General features: G+C 66.0%; 15 protein-coding genes. 12 read left to right on the top strand and 3 right to left on the bottom strand.

Annotation, left to right across the window (positions count from 1 at the left end):
• Positions 1 to 33 precede the first annotated feature (33 nt).
• A complete protein-coding gene (gene acs / locus ACLMAJ_RS14445) occupies positions 34 to 1,989 on the bottom strand; it encodes an acetate--CoA ligase (protein WP_412014173.1) in 1,956 nt (651 codons plus the stop codon).
• A 414-nt stretch (positions 1,990 to 2,403) separates the two neighbouring features.
• Between acs and ACLMAJ_RS14440 the strand changes: the two genes are divergently transcribed.
• The 5 genes from ACLMAJ_RS14440 (at position 2,404) to ACLMAJ_RS14420 (ending at position 8,415) form a co-directional block, all read left to right on the top strand.
• Complete coding sequence (locus ACLMAJ_RS14440) at positions 2,404 to 4,011, top strand: peptide ABC transporter substrate-binding protein (RefSeq protein WP_412014172.1); 1,608 nt, start codon at positions 2,404 to 2,406, stop codon at positions 4,009 to 4,011.
• 62 nt (positions 4,012 to 4,073) lie between these two features.
• Positions 4,074 to 5,000 carry an ABC transporter permease gene (locus tag ACLMAJ_RS14435; protein ID WP_412014171.1) on the top strand — a complete coding sequence of 309 codons (927 nt, stop codon included), beginning with the start codon at positions 4,074 to 4,076 and terminating at the stop codon, positions 4,998 to 5,000.
• The gene (locus ACLMAJ_RS14430) at positions 4,993 to 5,946 is read left to right on the top strand and encodes an ABC transporter permease (RefSeq protein WP_412014170.1); all 954 of its coding nucleotides are present in this window, start codon (positions 4,993 to 4,995) and stop codon (positions 5,944 to 5,946) included. Before ACLMAJ_RS14435 ends, ACLMAJ_RS14430 begins: the two co-directional genes overlap by 8 nt.
• An 8-nt stretch (positions 5,947 to 5,954) precedes the next feature.
• Positions 5,955 to 7,637 (top strand): dipeptide ABC transporter ATP-binding protein, encoded by a 1,683-nt coding sequence (locus ACLMAJ_RS14425; protein WP_412014169.1) that lies wholly within the window; start codon positions 5,955 to 5,957, stop codon positions 7,635 to 7,637.
• 31 nt (positions 7,638 to 7,668) lie between these two features.
• A complete protein-coding gene (locus ACLMAJ_RS14420) occupies positions 7,669 to 8,415 on the top strand; it encodes an oxidoreductase (RefSeq protein ID WP_412014168.1) in 747 nt (248 codons plus the stop codon).
• A 501-nt stretch (positions 8,416 to 8,916) separates the two neighbouring features.
• Here the strand turns inward: ACLMAJ_RS14420 and ACLMAJ_RS14415 are convergent.
• Positions 8,917 to 9,753, bottom strand: coding sequence for an HAD-IB family hydrolase (locus ACLMAJ_RS14415; RefSeq protein WP_412014166.1), 837 nt, complete (start codon positions 9,751 to 9,753; stop codon positions 8,917 to 8,919).
• Between the two features lie 369 nt (positions 9,754 to 10,122).
• Between ACLMAJ_RS14415 and ssd the strand changes: the two genes are divergently transcribed.
• The 7 genes from ssd to ACLMAJ_RS14380 all read left to right on the top strand — a co-directional run bounded on the left by ssd (position 10,123) and on the right by ACLMAJ_RS14380 (position 15,444).
• Positions 10,123 to 11,235, top strand: coding sequence for a septum site-determining protein Ssd (gene ssd, locus ACLMAJ_RS14410; RefSeq protein WP_412014165.1), 1,113 nt, complete (start codon positions 10,123 to 10,125; stop codon positions 11,233 to 11,235).
• Positions 11,232 to 12,419 carry a TadA family conjugal transfer-associated ATPase gene (locus tag ACLMAJ_RS14405; RefSeq protein ID WP_412014164.1) on the top strand — a complete coding sequence of 396 codons (1,188 nt, stop codon included), beginning with the start codon at positions 11,232 to 11,234 and terminating at the stop codon, positions 12,417 to 12,419. Before ssd ends, ACLMAJ_RS14405 begins: the two co-directional genes overlap by 4 nt.
• Positions 12,416 to 13,207, top strand: coding sequence for a type II secretion system F family protein (locus ACLMAJ_RS14400; protein WP_412014163.1), 792 nt, complete (start codon positions 12,416 to 12,418; stop codon positions 13,205 to 13,207). Before ACLMAJ_RS14405 ends, ACLMAJ_RS14400 begins: the two co-directional genes overlap by 4 nt.
• Before the next feature lie 130 nt (positions 13,208 to 13,337).
• Positions 13,338 to 13,970 carry a type II secretion system F family protein gene (locus ACLMAJ_RS14395; RefSeq protein WP_412014426.1) on the top strand — a complete coding sequence of 211 codons (633 nt, stop codon included), beginning with the start codon at positions 13,338 to 13,340 and terminating at the stop codon, positions 13,968 to 13,970.
• A gap of 342 nt (positions 13,971 to 14,312) precedes the next feature.
• Positions 14,313 to 14,552 carry a DUF4244 domain-containing protein gene (locus ACLMAJ_RS14390; protein WP_412014162.1) on the top strand — a complete coding sequence of 80 codons (240 nt, stop codon included), beginning with the start codon at positions 14,313 to 14,315 and terminating at the stop codon, positions 14,550 to 14,552.
• A 53-nt stretch (positions 14,553 to 14,605) separates the two neighbouring features.
• Positions 14,606 to 14,920, top strand: coding sequence for a TadE family type IV pilus minor pilin (locus ACLMAJ_RS14385; protein WP_412014161.1), 315 nt, complete (start codon positions 14,606 to 14,608; stop codon positions 14,918 to 14,920).
• A complete protein-coding gene (locus tag ACLMAJ_RS14380) occupies positions 14,917 to 15,444 on the top strand; it encodes an Rv3654c family TadE-like protein (RefSeq protein ID WP_412014160.1) in 528 nt (175 codons plus the stop codon). Before ACLMAJ_RS14385 ends, ACLMAJ_RS14380 begins: the two co-directional genes overlap by 4 nt.
• A 307-nt stretch (positions 15,445 to 15,751) precedes the next feature.
• Here ACLMAJ_RS14380 and ACLMAJ_RS14375 read toward each other — a convergent pair whose 3' ends face one another.
• A complete protein-coding gene (locus tag ACLMAJ_RS14375) occupies positions 15,752 to 18,127 on the bottom strand; it encodes a DEAD/DEAH box helicase (RefSeq protein ID WP_412014159.1) in 2,376 nt (791 codons plus the stop codon).
• Between the last annotated feature and the right edge of the window lie 256 nt (positions 18,128 to 18,383).

Here is an 18,383-nt window from a genome sequence, read left to right as displayed (position 1 = left end):
GGCCCTATCATGTGCGGGTTTGCCCGGAACTGCTCAGGCGCGGCCGGCCCGAATCGCCTCGAAAACGTTCGGATCGACCAGTGTCGAGGTGTCGCCGAGTTCCCTGCCCTCGGCGACGTCGCGCAACAGCCTGCGCATGATCTTGCCGCTGCGGGTCTTGGGCAGCTCGGGCACGACGTGGATCTCCCTCGGCCGCGCGATGGGGCTGATCTCGCGGGATACCTCGGCCCCGAGTTCGGCGACGAGCGCGGCACCGGTGTCCTCGGCCTCCGCGGTCAGGATGACGAACGCGACGATGCCCTGGCCGGTGGTCTCGTCGCTTGCGCCGACGACAGCGGCCTCGGCGACACCGGAGTGTCCGACCAGCGCGGACTCCACCTCGGCGGTGGAGATCCGGTGGCCGGACACATTCATCACGTCGTCGACCCTGCCGAGCACCCACAGGTCACCGTCGGCATCGAGCTTGGCGCCGTCACCGGCGAAGTACCAGCCCTGCTCGGCGTAGCGCTCCCAGTAGGTCGCCCGGTACCGCTCCATATCGCCCCAGATGCCGCGCAGCATCGACGGCCATGGCTGGTCGAGCACCAGGTAGCCGTTGGCCTCGGTCTCGCCGAGTTCGACGGGCTTGCCTACCTCGTCGACGACCGCCGAGGAGATGCCGGGCAGTGCCCGCATCGCGGCGCCGGGTTTGGTGGCGGTCACGCCGGGTAGCGGGGAGATCATGATGGCGCCGGTCTCGGTCTGCCACCAGGTGTCCACGATGGGCGCGGTGCCCGCACCGATCACCTCGCGGTACCAGCGCCAGGCCTCAGGGTTGATGGGCTCGCCCACCGAGCCGAGCAGCCGGATGCTGGAAAGATCGTGCGCGGCAGGGATCTCCCGGCCCCACTTCATAAAGGTGCGCACCAGCGTCGGCGCGGTGTAATAGATTGATACACCGTACTTTTCAACGATCTGCCAGTGCCGGTGTTCGTCCGGGAAGTTCGGCGTGCCCTCGTAGACGACCTGCGTCGCCCTGTTCGACAGCGGGCCGTAGACGATGTAGGTATGCCCGGTGACCCAGCCGATATCGGCGGTGCACCAGTAGACGTCGTGACCGGCCTTGTGGTCGAAGACGTTGTGGTGGGTATAGGACGCCTGGGTCAGGTAGCCGCCGGTGGTGTGCAGGATTCCCTTGGGTTTTCCGGTGGTGCCGGAGGTGTAGAGGATGAACAGCGGGTGCTCGGCGTCGAAGCCTCGCGCCTGGTGTTCGGGAGCGGCCTGCGCGACGGTCTCGTGCCACCACACGTCGCGCCCGTCGGTCCACGGCACCTCGATGTTGGTGCGGCGCACCACAAGTACGTGCTCGACGCTGTGCGGAACATCCCCCCTGGCATACAGCGCCTCGTCGACCGCCTCCTTGAGTGGGGCAGACTTGCCGCGCCGCCACTGCCCGTCGGTGGTGATGATCAGGCGCGCTCTCGCGTCGTCGACACGCTGCCGCAGCGCGGTGGGGGAGAAGCCCGCGAACACGACCGAGTGGGTCAGGCCCAGGCGGGCACAGGCCAGCATCGAGACGATGGCCTCGGGCACCATCGGCATGTAGATGGCGACGCGGTCGCCCGCCTCGAGGCCGAGTTCGGTGAGATAGTTTGCCGCCCTGGATACTTCGGCGAGCAGCTCGCTGTAGGTGATGTCCTTCGAGTCGCCCGGTTCGCCCTCCCAGTGGATCGCGACCTGATCGCCGTGGCCGTCGATCACGTGCCGGTCCACGCAGTTGTACGCGACATTCAGCTTGCCGTCGACGAACCATTTCGCGACTGGCGCGTCGCTCCAATCGAGGACCTGTGTCCAGGGCTGATCCCAGTGCAAGCGCCCGGCTTGCTCGGCCCAGAACGTGTCGCGATCCGCATCGGCCCGCTGATACAAAGAGGCGTCGGCGTTGGCCGCCGCGGCGAATTCCGGGGTCGGCGGGTACGAGTCCCGGTGGTCGCCGGTGGTATCGGTCATCTCGTCTCTTCTTTCACGAGCGCGGGCAAGTTCGACAGTAATCAACTGTGACTCGAGCCGTGCCCGGTGTGTTCACCGGGTTTCGATCCCGCCGACTCGGCACGTATCCGTCCCGATCGCCTGACAAACCGGCCATGCGCTAGTTATCGTCTTCTGCAACCTCTTAGAACACCGGAATACCCCAGTAACGGCATAGTTCCGGTGGAAGGCTGTTTTCGGCGCCAAGTTTTGCGTGTTTCGGCCATGTTGCCGGATTGGTAACAAGTGGAACGAACCTTGGTCAATCCGATGACAACGCTCGTCCGGGTAGCTACTGTCCCAGGCATTCCAAGGCGAGAGTTGAGGCGCGCTGGGGAAGTGCTCACGCGTGCGTCATCGACCCCCCTTCGCCTGTCTCGAAATCGGGAGAACGCGTTGAGATTCAACAGAGCTACAGCGTTGACCGCGGCAGTACTGCTGGCCACAAGCCTCGGACTGTCCGCATGTTCGTCGAGCGACAGTGCCGATGCAGACATCGTCACGACCAACGGTGGTGAGCCACAGAACCCGTTGGTGCCAACCAATACCAACGAGAATATGGGCGGCCGCGTCGTCGACCGACTCTATGCCGGCCTGAAATATTATGACGGCAAGGGCGTGGCGCACGACGAGCTTGCGGAGTCGATCAAGACCACCGACCGCAAGAACTACACGATCACCATCAAGCCGGACTGGAAGTTCTCCGACGGCACCACGGTGCAGGCGAAATCGTTCGTCGACGCCTGGAACTACGGCGCGCTCGGCACCAACGCGCAGCTGCAGAGCTACGTGTTCACCCCGATACTCGGATTCGACGAGGTTTCGGCGGAAAAGCCGACGGCACAGACGATGTCGGGCCTGAAGGTTGTCGACGATCGCACGTTCACCGTCGAGCTGAAGCAGCCGTCCATCGACTTCGAGACCGAGCTCGGCTACGCGCCGTTCTACCCGCTGCCCGAGGCGGCGTTCAAGGACATGAAGGCCTTCGGTGAGAACCCGATCGGCAACGGCCCGTACAAGTTTGCCCGCACGGGCGCTTGGGAGCACAACGTCAAGATCGACCTGGTGCCCAACCCGGATTACAAGGGCGGCCGCGCTCCCAAGAACAAGGGCCTGCGGTTCGTGATGTACCAGTCCTTCGACACGGCCTACTCGGATCTGCAGGCAGGTAATCTCGACTCCCTCGACACCATCCCGGACAGCGCGCTGACCTCCTACAAGAGGGACCTCGGTGAACGCGCGATTCTCGCGCCGACCGCCCAGAACCAGCACATCGGTGTCCAATCCAACGTCCCGCACTTCGGCGGTGCGGAGGGGCTGCTGCGCCGCAGGGCGATCTCGATGGCGATCAACCGCCAGCAGATCTGCGACACGATCTTCAACGGCACCAAGACTCCGGCGCTAGACTTCACCGCCAGCACCCTGCCCGGCTTCAACGGGAACCTGCCCGGCTCCGAGGTGCTGAAGTACAACCCCGAAGAGGCCAAGAAGGTATGGGCCCAGGCCGATGCCATCTCGCCATGGTCGGGCCGATACGAGATCGCCTACAACTCCGACGGCGGCCACCAGGCCTGGATCGAAGCCGTTGCCAACAGCGTTAAGAACACCCTCGGTATCGACGCCGTCGGCACCCCGTTCCCGACCTTCAAGAACATTCGGGACCTGGTGAACGCCAAGACAATCGGTAAGGCCTTCCGCTACGGCTGGCAGGGCGATTACCCGACCATGCTGCAGTTCCTGACCTCGCAGTACTACAGCTACTCCGACACCAACAACGTCGACTACAAGAGCCCCGAGTTCGACAAACTGCTGGACGAGGCGCTCGCGGCTCCGACGCTCGAGGAGTCCTACAAGATCGTGGCACAGGCCCAGGCCTTGCTGATCAAGGACATGGCCGACATTCCGGTCATCGACTACCTCGCCGCCGCGGGCCGGTCGGACAAGGTGAAGAAGGCCGAGCTGGCCTGGAACGGCCTGTTCGACTTCGAGAACATCGAAAAGTAGCCGCTCGGTACGGCCGCGCCGCCACCCGGCGTCGCGGCCGCACCGCTCACCCAGGAGACGAAATGGCCTGGTATGTCGTGCGGCGTCTGCTTCAGATGATCCCCGTGTTCCTCGGGGCGACGCTGCTCATCTACGCACTGGTCTTCCTAGTTCCGGGCGATCCGATCCACGCGCTGGCCGGCGACAAGCCGATGACGCCTGCCGTGGAAGCCCAACTTCGCGCCCGCTATCACCTCGACCGCCCGTTTTTCATGCAATATCTGCTGTACCTGAAGGGCATTTTCACGCTCGACTTCGGAACGGCCTTCTCCGGCAGGCCGGTTCGCGACGAGCTCGCGCGCGCCTTCCCGATCACGATCAAGTTGTCGCTGATGGCGGTCCTCATCGAGGGCGTCTTCGGTGTTGTCTTCGGTCTGATCGCGGGCCTGCGCAAGGGCAAGCTGTTCGACTCGACGCTGCTTGTGATCAGCCTGTTCATCATCGCGGTGCCGATCTTCGTGGTCGGCTTCCTCGCCCAGTTTTTGCTCGGTGTGAAATGGGGCATCGCACCGGTGACCGTCACCGGTCAGGCGAGTGTCGGCGAACTGCTCGTTCCCGCTTTCGTGCTCGGCTCGCTGTCGTTCGCCTATGTGCTTCGACTGACACGAAATTCGGTGGCGGAGAACATGTCCGCCGACTACGTGCGGACCGCGACCGCCAAGGGACTGAGCAGGCAACGGGTGATCACTGTGCATATCCTGCGCAACTCGATGATCCCGGTGATCACCTTCCTCGGCGCCGATCTCGGCGCCTTGATCGGCGGTGCGGTCGTCACCGAGGGCATCTTCAACATCCCGGGCGTCGGAGGGACGCTCTATCAAGCGATTACCCGAGGTGAACCACCGACGGTGGTCTCCTTCGTGACGGTCCTCATCGTGATCTTCCTGATCTCGAATCTGCTCATCGACCTGCTCTACGCGACGCTCGACCCGAGGATCCGATATGCCTGACCTCGACAAACCAACACCGGACAGACAGCAGCACTTCGTCGCGCCGCCCGACGAGGTGGAGGTGCTCGCCACCGACCAGGTCGACGATTCCGGTTCGCCGACCAGTATTTGGCAGGACGCGTGGCGGCAGCTGCGTCGGAATCCGATTTTCATCGCCGCCGCGCTGCTGATCCTGTTCATCACCATTGTCGTGCTCTGGCCCGGACTGTTCAGCGATCAGGACCCGCGCTACTGCAACGGTGACTTCAGCATGGGGCCGCGCGAGTCGGGCCATCCCTTCGGCTTCGACAAACAAGGCTGTGACGTCTACACCCGAACCGTCTACGGCGCACGGGCTTCGGTGATGGCGGGGCTCGGCGCGACGACGGTGTTCCTGTTCGTCGGCGGCACGCTCGGGGCGCTCGCGGGCTTCTACGGCGGGCTGCTCGATTCGGTGGTGTCGCGGATCGCGGAGATCTTTTACGCGATCCCGCTGATGCTTGCCGCGATCGTCATCATGCAGCTGCTCGACTCACGGACCATCTGGACCGTCATCCTGATCCTGGCCGCGTTCACCTGGCCGCAGGCGGCGCGCATCGCGCGCAGTGCGGTCATCGAGGCCAAGAACAGCGAGTACGTCACGGCGGCGAAAGCATTGGGCGTCTCCAGAATTCGGACACTGCTTCGCCATGTGCTGCCGAACTCCGCGGGTCCCCTGATCGTGGTCACCACCATCTGGCTCGGCGCTTTCATCGTCACCGAGGCGACGCTGTCCTACCTCGGTGTCGGGCTGCCACGGACGATCGTGTCGTGGGGCTCCGACATCAACACCAATCAGCACGAGCTACGCGGTGGATCGCCGATCCTGTTCTATCCCGCAACGGCTTTGGCGCTGACCGTGCTGAGTTTCATCCTGCTCGGCGACGCGGTGCGCGACGCGCTCGATCCGAAGGCGAGGAAGAGGTGACCATGGCGATGTCCGATAGACCACTGCTCGAGATCGAAGATCTCAACGTCTGCTTCACTTCCGAGGGCAAGAAGATTCCGGCCGTCCGCGATGTCAGTCTATCGGTGTATCCGGGCCAGACCGTGGCCATCGTCGGCGAATCCGGCTCGGGGAAGTCCACGACCGCGCACAGCATCATCGATCTGCTGCCCGGTACCGGGCAGGTCACTTCCGGCTCGATCCTTTTCGACGGCAAGGACCTCGCGACGGCATCGAAGAAGGATGTCATCGCCGTGCGCGGCACCGGCATCGGTCTCGTCCCGCAGGATCCGATGTCGAACCTCAACCCGGTGTGGAAGGTCGGATTCCAGATCAAGGAAACGTTGGAGGCCAACGGAATAGCCAAGGGCAAGGCCGCCAAGAAGCGAGCGATCGAACTGCTGGAGGAAGCGGGGATGTCGGACGCGCAACGCCGGGTCAACCAGTATCCGCACGAATTCTCCGGCGGCATGCGCCAGCGAGCGCTCATCGCCATCGGACTGGCGTGCAGGCCCAAACTGTTGATCGCCGACGAGCCGACCTCGGCGCTGGATGTGACCGTGCAGCGGCAGATCCTCGACCATCTCGACGGGCTCACCAGTGAGCTCGGCACCGCGGTCCTGCTGATCACCCATGATCTGGGACTCGCCGCCGAACGGGCCGAGCATCTGGTTGTGATGTACCGCGGTCGGGTAGTGGAATCCGGTCCCGCGCTACAGATTCTGCGCGAGCCGCAGCATCTGTACACCAAGCGGTTGGTGAACTCGGCGCCCTCACTTGCCTCGCAGCGACTGTCCTCGGTGCGCGAGCGTGTCGAGATACGCAAGCAGGCGGTTCAGGTCGCCGAGGAGTCCGTGGCGGAGCTCGCGACGGTCTCCGATGACATGGTCGTCGTGGAAAACCTGACCAAGGCGTTCAAGATCCGCGGCGGTGCGCCGTGGAAGTCGACGGACTTCATCGCGGTCGACGAGGTCTCGTTCCGGCTGAAGCGCGGCACAACCACAGCCATCGTCGGTGAATCCGGATCCGGCAAATCCACTGTCGCCCAGATGGTTCTCGGCCTGCTGGACCCCACGGCAGGCAAGGTGAGCTTCGACGGCAAGGAGGTGGCGAAGCTGGACCGAAAGGGCGCCTTCGCTTTCCGCCGCCGAGTGCAGCCGATTTTCCAAGATCCCTACGGTTCGCTGGATCCGATGTACTCGATCTACCGCACCATCGAGGAGCCGCTGCGCACGCACCGGATCGGCACCACCAAGGAACGCGAAGCGACGGTGCGGGAACTGCTGGACAAGGTTTCGCTGCCCGCCACGGTGATGCGCCGCTATCCGAATGAGCTGTCCGGTGGTCAGCGCCAGCGTGTGGCCGTGGCACGCGCGCTGGCGCTGTCCCCGGAAATGGTGGTCTGCGACGAGGCCGTCTCCGCGCTCGATGTGCTCGTGCAGGCCCAGATCCTTAGGCTGCTCAACGATTTACAAGCGGAACTCGGGCTTTCGTACCTGTTCATCACGCACGATCTGGCCGTGGTTCGGCAGATCGCCGACGATGTTCTCGTCATGCAGAACGGCAAGGTCGTCGAGGCGGCCACCACCGACGAGGTCTTCGACAATCCGCGAGAGGAGTACACCCGGCGCCTACTGGACGCGATCCCGGGACGCGAACTGCTGGCGGGGTGAGCCCCATCGTCATGAACTAGCCTCGTATCCCGTGACCGATCCGCTACAGCCTCTCGTCGATATGCCCGGTGTGCGCGAAAGCGCTGATCGGGCCCGCGACGCGCTCGCCGAGGTGCATCGGCACAAGGCGAACCGGCGCGGCTGGCCGACCACGGCCGCCGAGGCCGCGGTGCGAGCGGCGCGATCCTCTGCGGCGATCGATGGCGGATCTACCGAGCTGCCCGCGGACGGCAGAGTGGCCGATCCGATCCTGGCGGGGTCGTTGCGGGTGGGACAGGCGCTGGACGGCGACGCGCTGCGGAACCTGGTCGGTACCTGGCAGCGGGCCCCCCTTCAGGCACTTGCTCGGCTGCACCTGCTGGCCGCGGCCGATCTGGTGACCGACGAGGCATTGCTCGGGCGGCCCCGCTCAGAAGCGGGCGTTGCCGAACGGCTCGACATGCTGGTGCAGGCGGTACACGGGTCCAGCGTGCCGGCGCCGGTCGTCGCGGCCGTTGTGCATGGCGAATTGTTGGCGTTGCGGCCGTTCGGGACGGCCGACGGCATTGTCGCGCGAGCGGCCTCGCGACTCGTCGCCGTGTCCAGTGGGCTCGACCCGCACAGCCTCGGTGTGCCCGAGGTGTTCTGGCTGCGGCGGCGGCAGGGGTATCTGGATGCCGCGGCCGGGTTCGGGACGGGTGCCGCGGAGGCCGTTGGCAGCTGGGTGATCCTGTGCTGCGGAGCCTTCGAGGACGGCGCTCGGGAGGCTACATCGATCGCCGACTCGGCGTCTGGTTAGGCACATACACGTTAAAGCGGGCGGCGTGTCGTTGATCGACCTCACCGCCCGCGAGCACGGATACCCGGTTACCAAGCGTGCTCGGTGGGTTGTGTTCTTCGGCCTCGGCGATAATTCGAACTCCGCCGGTTCATCCCCGCAACCTGTGCGAGGCTCTCGCCGTCGGCAACTCAAATTTCGCAGGCCCACAACGCTTCTGCCCTTTCGCGGCGCGCTCCGCGTGGGTGCCTGGTGTCCGTGCTGGGAAGGATGGACGGGAGACTGAACCTTCTCTTCCGGTTCCGCCTTAGCCTTCCGGCCTTCCGTAAGTACCTTTCTACACTGTGACGGCACTCACATCAAGGGCTGGTAAAACATTCGATAACCGGCGCAAATTTCGGCGTTTCATGGTTCAATCCGCGGTTCTGACGTGCTGGAAATGAATGTCAGCAAACGCTCCGGCAAGTAGCCCGCTGGCTCTCCAACAGCCGGTGCGTCTGGGATCTTCGTACCAGTTGAGCCTCAGCGACGTCGGCGCAACAACCGGTAGCTGAGCGCCCCGGCCACCACCGCGCTCAATCCGACCACCGCGGTCGCGGCAAGGGTGGTCGACGAGGGGGTTTGGAAGCGGGCCCACAGCGAAACCGGGTTGGAAAACGTCAGCGTCGGCCAGCCCCGTGCCAGTGCCTCACGCCGCAGGTTGCGATCGGGGTTCACGGCTGTCGGATGGCCGACCGCGCCGAGCATCGGCAGATCGGTCACCGAGTCGGAATATGCGTAGCACCGCGAAAGGTCATACCCCTCGCTGGCGGCCAGCTTTTCGATCGCGGTGACCTTGCCATCGCCATAGCAGTAGAACTCGACCTCGCCGGTATATAGACCATCCGCGACGACCATTCGGGTCGCCGCGGTATGCGAGGCGCCGAGCACCTCGGCGATCGGGCCGACGATCTCCTCACCCGAGGCCGAAACGATCACCACGTCGTGGCCGCGGATCTTGTGGTCGGCGATCAAATCGGCGGCTTCGGCATAGATCAGCGGGTCGACCAGCTCGTGCAACGTCTCGGCCACAATGGATTTCACCTGTTCGACGTCCCAGCCCGCGCACATATTGGTCAAGTGGGCGCGCATCCGCTCCATCTGATCGTGGTCGGCGCCGGACAGCATGAACAGGAAGTGGGCATAGCTGCTCTCGAGTACCGCGCGGCGGTTCAGCAGACCCTGTGCGTAGAAGGGCTTGCTGAACACGAAAGTGCTCGACTTCGCGATCACCGTCTTGTCGAGATCGAAGAAGGCAGCGACACGTCCGCCGCCGGTTGGTTGGTCCGGAAGCCCGGTTCGGTCACCCTCGGCAGTCACGTGTTCAGAATAGGCGGTGACTCCGCCTCCGCTACGCCAAGCGCACTGCGGTGACGGCCATTCTAGGAGTTTGCCCTGGAGACGCCGGGCCGGTGACAGGCATAAAATTGTCCAACCACAGACTTGCGTTGTGGCCAGGGCTTGGGTGTAGTATTGCTGGCACCTGGACATAGTCCAGGCGCGTTCAGCCCGACCCCCCGGGGCTGAACCCGACGGCCCCAGCCTCCTCCCCCCCCGGCTGGGGCCGTCCTCTATCCAAGGGACGGTTCACCCTCCCTTCTACTCCGGATTTATCCACACCCCCGGAGTTATCCACATTCTGCATATTGCCTCTTCTGTACCGCCTCCGTTTCGACCACGCTGACCTGCATGGATTTCGACGCTGCGCAGCCGGTGACAACGTCGCCGGCCCTTGTGCTCATCTGCGATACCCGACTTCGCGACGAGGTGCGCCGGGTCGCGGCGGCCGCGGAACGCGCGCTCGACGAACGCGAACTGCCGGTGGGTAGGCACGCCTGGACCGGCGCGCCGCTGGTGATTCTCGACACTACGGCCGCCGAAGAGTGCGCGGCGGCCGGATATCTGCGGCGTGTCGGCGTCGTTCTGGTGACCGATGGTGAGCCCGATCTGCCTGATTGGCAGGTGGCGGCCGCGGTCGGAGCGGAGCGGGTGATCGCGCTCCCCGGTGCCGCGGTGGGGCTTATCGAGAAGTTTGCTGAGCACGGTGAAAACCGTGTCGGGGAAGGTGTAGTCGTCGCGATCGCCGGTGCGGGCGGCGGTGCGGGCGCGTCCACATTGGCGGCCGCGACGGCGCTGCGCGCGGCCGCTGAACGGTTCCGGCCCGACACCGTCCTCGTCGACGGCGCACCGCTCGGCGGTGGCCTCGACCTGCTGCTCGGCATCGAGATGGTCGCCGGTCTTCGATGGCCGGATCTGGTCATCGAGGACGGAAGGGTGTCCGCTGCCGCGCTGCACAATGCGCTGCCCGCGGCGGTGCCCGGGCTCGCCGTGCTGTCCTGCGGCCGCGGTGGTGCCGGGCGCTTGCCGAGCGCGGTCGGCCCGGCCGCGGTCCGTGCGGTAGTCGAAGCAGGCCGTACCGCAGGCGATTTGGTGGTCTGCGACGTATCCGGTGAGCGCGGTCCACACACCGACCAAATGCTCGACTCGGCCGACCTCGTGGTGCTGGTGGTTCCGGCCAGGCTGCGTGCGATGGCCGCCGCGCAATCCGTTGCCGCCTACATCGGTCGGCGAAACCCGAACCAGGGCTTGGTAGTACGCGGCCCAGCACCCGGCGGGCTACGGGGAAACGAGGTCGCCGAGGTACTCGACCTGCCACTGCTCGCGGCGGTCCGAGCCCAACCGGGCCTCGCAGCCCGCCTCGAACGCGGCGGCCTGACCGTCCGTCGCCGAGGACCACTTCGAGACGCGGCAGATGCGGTGCTCGAGGTCCTGAGCGCGCCGACAGGGCGGGGTCGGCGATGAGCCCATTGGTGACACCCGAACTGCTGGACCGTGTTCGGGAACGCCTCGCCGGTGGGGCAGGAGATCCGGACCCCGCTCAGGTGGCCGCCGCTATTCGGGCCGAGGCGGGCGGAGTGCTCGGTGATACGGATCTGCTGCGCGCACTGCGGTTGTTGCAGACGGAGATGACCGGGGCCGGGGTACTCGAACCGCTGTTGCACGATCCACAGGTCGCCGATGTCCTGGTGACAGCGCCGGATGCGGTCTGGATAGACCGGGGACACGGACTGCGGAAAACCTCGGTCACCTTCCCTGATGAGGCCGCGGTGCGCAGGCTGGCGCAGCGGCTGGCTCTCTCCGCGGGTCGGCGGCTCGACGACGCGCAGCCATGGGTCGACGGCAGGCTTTCGGGAAGGGAAGGGGCGCTCGGGGATTCCTTCGGTGTCCGGCTCCACGCGGTATTGGCGCCGGTGGCGCACGGTGGCACCTGTGTGTCACTACGTGTCCTGCGCCCCGCAACGCAGGGGTTGGATGCGCTAGCGGCTTCCGGCGCGGTGGCCCCTGAGGCGAAACTGCTGCTGGAGCGGATTATTCGGGCCAGATTGGCGTTTCTTGTCGTCGGAGGGACCGGTGCCGGGAAGACCACGCTGCTGTCCGGGCTGCTCGCCAAGGTCGATCCCGAAGAACGGATCATCTGTGTCGAGGACGCGGCAGAACTCGCGCCGCCGCATCCCCATGTCGTTCGTTTGGTTGCGCGAACCGCGAATGTCGAAGGCGTCGGCGAGGTGACAGTGCGGGACCTGGTACGCCAGGCGCTGCGGATGCGGCCGGACCGGATCGTTGTCGGTGAGGTGCGCGGTGCCGAGGTCGTCGACCTGCTCACGGCACTGAACACCGGGCATGACGGTGGCGCGGGCACTGTGCACGCGAACTCGCCCCAGGAGGTTCCCGCGCGATTGGAAGCTCTTGCGGCACTGGGTGGCATGGACCGCGCCGCGCTGCACAGTCAGCTCGCCGCCGCAGTGCAGGTGGTACTGCACGTGCACCGGAGATCGGACGGTTCTCGCGGATTGCGCGAGATCGGCGTGGTCCAGCCCGATGAGAGCGGGCGGGTGCGCATCGTGGCGGCCTGGCGCGCGGACGATGGCCCAGCTGCGGCCGCCGCTGAACTGTCCGCCCTGCTCGCCGAACGGCTCGACCGATGATCGCCGCATTGATCTGCCTGGCCCTCGCGCTACTCAGCGCGCCGGCATCGATACACCGCCGACGTTTCATCGCACTGTTCGTCGCCTCCGATGTCGCTCGAAAACCTCAGCGCAACAGCTTGTTTCGAGTGGCAATCGTCGGCGGCATCGCGGCGACGGCAGCCGCGGGCATCGGTCCTCTCATCGCCGCTGCCCTGGTGACGGGCACCGCTGTTATCCGGATCAGTCGCGCTCGCCGTGACCGCCTGCGCCATACCGAATGCGCTCACCTGCTCGACGCGGTCGATGCCGTCATCGGCGAACTGCGAGTAGGCGCCCACCCGAGCGCCGCCGCCGCGGCCGCGGCAAACGAATCTCGCGGCGAGGCGGCACACGCGTTCGCCGTCAGCGCGGCCCGCAGCCGACTGGGCGGCTCAGGTGCCGACGGCCTGCGAGACCTGAGTTCCGTGGTAGCCACGGAACTGGCTGGGATAGCCGACGCGTGGCGGGTCGCCGAACACCACGGCCTGGCCCTAGCCGAACTGCTATCCGCCGCCCGCACAGATCTCCTCGGGCGCATCCGTTTTCGCGGCCGCACCGCCGCCGCCCTGGCCGGAGCCCGCGCCACCGCCGCAGTCCTCGCCGGTCTCCCCCTACTCGGCATCGCGCTCGGCCAACTGATGGGCGCAGCACCGCTGAACGTGTTGTTCGCCTCCTCCGCGGGCGCCGTGCTGCTTCCACTCGGCACCGGTCTGGCATGCGCGGGCCTGCTATGGACAGACGCGATCACCCGAAAGGTGCTCGTATGAGCCGGGGAAGGAGGTTCTCGTCTGTTCGTCGAGGCGTGCGGTCGATGGATCGTCCGAGAGGTGTTCGCCCGAAATGGCTTGGCCTGAGAAGGGTGTAGTGACTCGACCGGTGTGGGCGGGTGGCAGCTCGATGAAAGGGAGGGGAGCAGTGACCGGGATTGCTGGTGGGGCGGTGTTGTTGTCGGCGGCGGCGCTTCTGGTGCTACCTGGGCGAGTGGCGGTGACTCGAAGGTTGCGGAGGTTGCGCGGGCAGGGGGCGGAGCCGTCGGTGGTGGCCGGGCGGGGAGGTGCGGACGATCCGTTGGCGGTTGCTTCGGTGTTCGATCTACTTGCCGCGTGTCTACGGGCGGGGTTGCCGATGGTGGGTGCGGCGCGGGCGGTGGCGCCGGGTGCTCCCGCGGTGCTCGGCGACGCGCTTCGGCGGGCCGCCGATCTCCTGGCGTTGGGGGCGGACGCCGCGACGGCGTGGGGCCGCGCGGCGCAGGACGCCGTGGGTAAGCCCGGGGCGGAAGAGGTCGAGTCGCTTGCGCGGATGGCGCGACGGTCGGCTCGTTCGGGCGCCTCGCTGGCGCTGGCGGTCGGCGAACTGGCCGAACAGCGTCGTGGCGCGATGGAAGATGCGGCGGCGGCACGTGCCGAGCGGGCCGGCGTGATGATCAGCGGCCCGCTCGGCCTCTGTTTCCTGCCCGCATTCATCTGCCTGGGCATTGTGCCCGTGGTGATCGGCCTCGCAGGCCGGGTCCTGGGTGGTGGGCTGCTGTGAGCGAGCGAAGCAGGAGCTCGGCGTGCGGCGAGATCGTGGGGTGCGTATGCAGTGTCGTTGCGGCCGACCGGGTGTCCTGTGGGGGAGTGGGGTGCGGTTGCAGTGTCGTTGCGGCCGACCGGGTGTCCCGTGGGGGAGTGGGGTGCGGGTGCAGCGTTGTTGCGACCGACTGGCCGCCCGACGGGTTGGGGCGACGTTCGCGGAGTGCTGTTGCGATGGGGGGAGCGTCCCGCCGGGTAGCGAAAACTCTGCGGAGTGTTGTTGCGGCCGAGCATGTTGCGATGCCGGGGAGGGCTTGTTCGTGCGGATCGGCCGCACGGGCTGGAGAGAGAGGGGAAGACGATGCGAATCGAGCAGATGACGGATCGGGCGCTGCATCGGCTGGACACCGTATATGTGGAGTTGAGAGCGCGACTGGTGCGCATGGCGGTCGCCGACGATGGCATGAGTACCGCCGAGTACGCGATCGGGACGATCGCGGCAGCCGCCTTCGGTGCTGTTCTCTACGGGGTGGTTACGGGCGACAGCATAGTGAACGCGTTGACGAAGATCATCGATCGGGCGCTGAACACCGCGGTGTAGCGAGGCTGGTAAAGAGTTGCGGTTCAACGGTTCTCGGTGATGAGCGGGGGTCGGTGACGGTCGAAGCCGCGATCGCGTTCGCCGCCATCGTTGTCGCGGTAGTGCTGTGCCTGGGTGCACTCCTCGCGGCATCGACACAGGTGCGCTGTGTCGATGCCGCTCGTGAGGCAGCGCGGCTCACCGCAAGGGGCGATCAATCGAATGCGATGTCGGCGGCCGAGCGGATCGCCCCGCCCGCCGCCGACATCGCCGTGCGCAACGAAGGTGATCGGGTAATCGCGGTCGTCACCGCGCGCTCCGTCCTACTGCCGCTGTTGGACCTGCGTGCCGAGGCTGTTGCGGTACTCGAGCCGGGAGTCGTTCAGTGAGTGAGTGCGCACGACCGATCCAGGTCACGGCGCGCTCGCCGGCACACCAGAGCCTGCGGCGTGCGGCGGCGAGTCTATGGCGTGCCGTTCTGGGCGGGCAAGACGTGGGCCGTGCGCCTGCGGCGGGCGGAGATCGTAAGGGTGTCCGGGGCGCGCGCGGGCTCGGTGTGCGTCGGGCGGACGAAGGCGGTGCGACGGTGTTGGCCTGCCTCGCGCTTGCGGGGCTGATCGGGGCGACGCTGCTGGTTGCTCAGGTCGGTGTTGTGGTGGTGGCGAGGCATCGTGCGCAAGCCGCGGCGGATCTTGGGGCATTGGCCGCGGCGGGTGCACTGGAGCAAGGAGCGGAGGCCGGTTGTGCGCTCGCGTCAGAGATCGCGCGACGCATGCAAGTGGGGATTCAGGAGTGCGAAGTCGCGCAGTGGGATGTCACCGTCACTGTCGTACGGAATGGACCAATGGGTCTGTACGGAAAGTGGTCTGTTCGAGCTGTCGCTCGTGCGGGTCCGGTAGAAGATGAACTGTGACCCGTGTGTACACGCACTCATGCGTGGTAGCTCAACATGGTGTAATTCGGTAATTCGAATGGTCGGATAATTGTGGTCCCACATCAATTCCCGCAAGTTACCGGACAAAGCAATAAATGAATGCGCATGTCGCGAGGGAAAGTCTGTGGCAATACCTCAGTTAACATGAATTTATTCCTCTTTATTCGGTCGTCCCCGCACCTCAGGTACCGCCGCGCGGGCCTGCCGTTGAGTTCTGGTGACCATCCGGCCATATCGATACCCCGTCACGGATCGAGCTCGGCCGCGCGACCTGCCGTAGAGAAGGTCATGGGCTGGTGCCGAGCTCGGCTAGTACCGCCGTGAGCAGGCGTCCCGCACCAGCTTTGTCCAGCGGGTGATTGCCGTTGCCGCACTTGGGTGACTGAACGCAGGATGGACAGCCTGCCGCGCAGGCACAGGAGTCGATGACCGAGAGGGTCGCCGACAACCAGCGCCGCAGCTGCGCGAAACCTCGCTCGGCGAAGCCGGCGCCCCCGGGCTGTCCGTCGTAGACGAACACGGTCGGCAGGCCGGTGTCCGGATGTTCGGCGGTGGATACACCCCCGATATCCCAGCGGTCGCAGGTCGCTACCAGCGGTAACAGGCCGATTGCCGCGTGCTCGGCGGCATGAAGCGCGCCCGGCGCCTGCTGCGGATCGATGCCTGCCACGGCCAGGAGATCGGGCGTCACGGTGTACAGAACCGCACGGGTCGGCAGTGTCTGCGCGGGCAGATCCAGCTCGACCAGATCGAGGACCTCGCCGTTGAACAGGGTGCGCAAATAGCCGATGACCTGGCTGGTCACCCTCACGTGCGCCAAGGCGGTGGTCACCCGGCCGTGGGCGTGCTGCTCGGTCATCGCGTCGACCGCGATGGAGGTGACCTGTCGCGCGCTGGTGGTCCAGCCGGGATCGCCGGCGTGCACGAAGGCGACACCCTCGTCCAGGTCCAGCTCATCGACGACGTAGGTATCGCCTTGATGCAGGTGAACCGCGCCCTCGTGCAGTGTTGCGTGGGCGCGTCCAGCATCCGCGGTACCGAGCAGCCTGCCGGTCTCGCCGTCGACGATCGCGACCGGCGTGCCGATGCCGCCGCGCACGTCGACGGCATCGTGCGGCTGCGTTTCCGCGGTGACATACCAGCGCGCACCACCCTTCGCCTCGGCGATCACACGGCGGCGTATCAGTCCCTGACCTGCGAGATCAGTGAGCAGTTCGCGAGCGTCGAGTGCGTCGACCTCGGCATCGGTCAGTGGCAGCTCCAGCGCCGCGCACAACAGTTGCGGACCGAGCACGTATGGGTTGTGCGGGTCGGTGATGGTGGCCTCGACCGGCTTGTCCAGCAGCGCCTCCGGATGGTGCACGAGGAAGGTGTCGAGCGGATCGTCCCTGGCCACGAGGAGTACCAGAGAGCCCTGAGTGCGGCGTCCCGCGCGTCCGGCCTGCTGCCAGAACGAGGCGACGGTGCCGGGGAATCCGGAGATCACCACTGCGTCGAGCCCCGCGATATCGAGACCGAGCTCGAGCGCATTGGTGGTGGCCGCGCCGAGCAGCGCCCCGGTGGACAGTGCGGTCTCCAGGTCCCGTCGGTCCTCCGCCAGATAGCCCGCGCGATATGCGGCAACCCGTTCGGTGAGGTCAGGGTCGGTCTCGGCGAGCAGCCTGCGCGTTTCCATGGCGGTCAGCTCGGCTGCCCTGCGTGACCGGACGAAGGTCAGCGTTCGGGCGCCCTCGACCACCAGATCCGCCATGATCCGCGCCGCCTCCGAAGTGGCCGAGCGTCGAACGGGAGCACCATTCTCGCCGGTCACAGCGGTGAGCAGGGGCGGCTCCCACAGTGCGACGGTGCGCGGGCCCTGTGGTGATCCGTCCTCGGTGACCGCGACGCAGGGCGCGCCGATCAGCCGGGATGCGGCGGCCGCGGGGTCGGCTGTTGTCGCCGAGCACAGTACGAATATCGGTTCGGCGCCGTAATGCGCCGCGATGCGCCGAAGCCTGCGCAGCACGAGTGCGACGTGGGAGCCGAAGACGCCCCGGTAGGCGTGGCATTCGTCGACTACGACGTAGCGCAACCTGCGCAGCACCCTGGCCCAGCGCTGGTGGGAGCGCAGGATGCCGACGTGCAGCATGTCGGGATTGGTGAAGATCCAGCGGCCGTTCGCACGCACCCATTGCCGGATTTCGGCAGGGGTATCACCGTCATAGGCGGCCGGATGAATATCCCGGAGCGCGCCTTCGTGTGTCAGCTCGTTCACCGCACGCAGTTGATCGGCGCCCAACGCCTTGGTCGGCGCGAGATACAGGGCGGTAGCCCGCGGGTCCGCGCGCAGCGCCGTAAGGACGGGCAGCTGATAGCCCAGTGATTTGCCGGATGCCGTACCGGTGCTGACCACGACGTGGTCGCCGCCGACCGCCAGGTCCGCGGTCTTGGTCTGGTGCGTCCACGGTGCTGTGATGCCGGCGCCGCGAAAGGCCTCGACCACCTCCGGCGCCGCCCAATCCGGCCAGGTTGCCGTGGTCGCAAGCCGCGCGGGCAGCTCGACGACATGGGTAAGTCGGGAGTCGTCGCCGGGTGCTCCGGCCAGGACACGATTCAGCAACGATCCCCCGTAGCTGAGGTGGTTGCCGGCGCGCGGTTGGGTTGTCGGCTCTGCCGGATTCATGACTCGGGCACCGCGACACGCATAGAAAGTGTGAAACGTGTGCGCTTTGGAAGCTTCACCTGCCATTTCGATACCCAATAGCGACCTGGGTCACAGGCGGTTAGCCAGACGCTCGCTCGGTTATCAGGAGGCAAACGAACCTCAAGTCTGGATTCTGGCATTGTGTCCCTCACCTGCGCATTCGCAAGATCAACTTTTTTGCAAATTGTCGGTAACTCGACTGTTGAATTGCTCGGAGACATGGTTCACTGGTTCC

The organism is Nocardia arseniciresistens, from assembly GCF_046764875.1.
Classification (GTDB): domain Bacteria; phylum Actinomycetota; class Actinomycetes; order Mycobacteriales; family Mycobacteriaceae; genus Nocardia; species Nocardia arseniciresistens.
The sequence above is the reverse complement of the archived record's forward strand: the minus strand, read 5'-3'. Positions and strand labels throughout refer to the sequence as shown.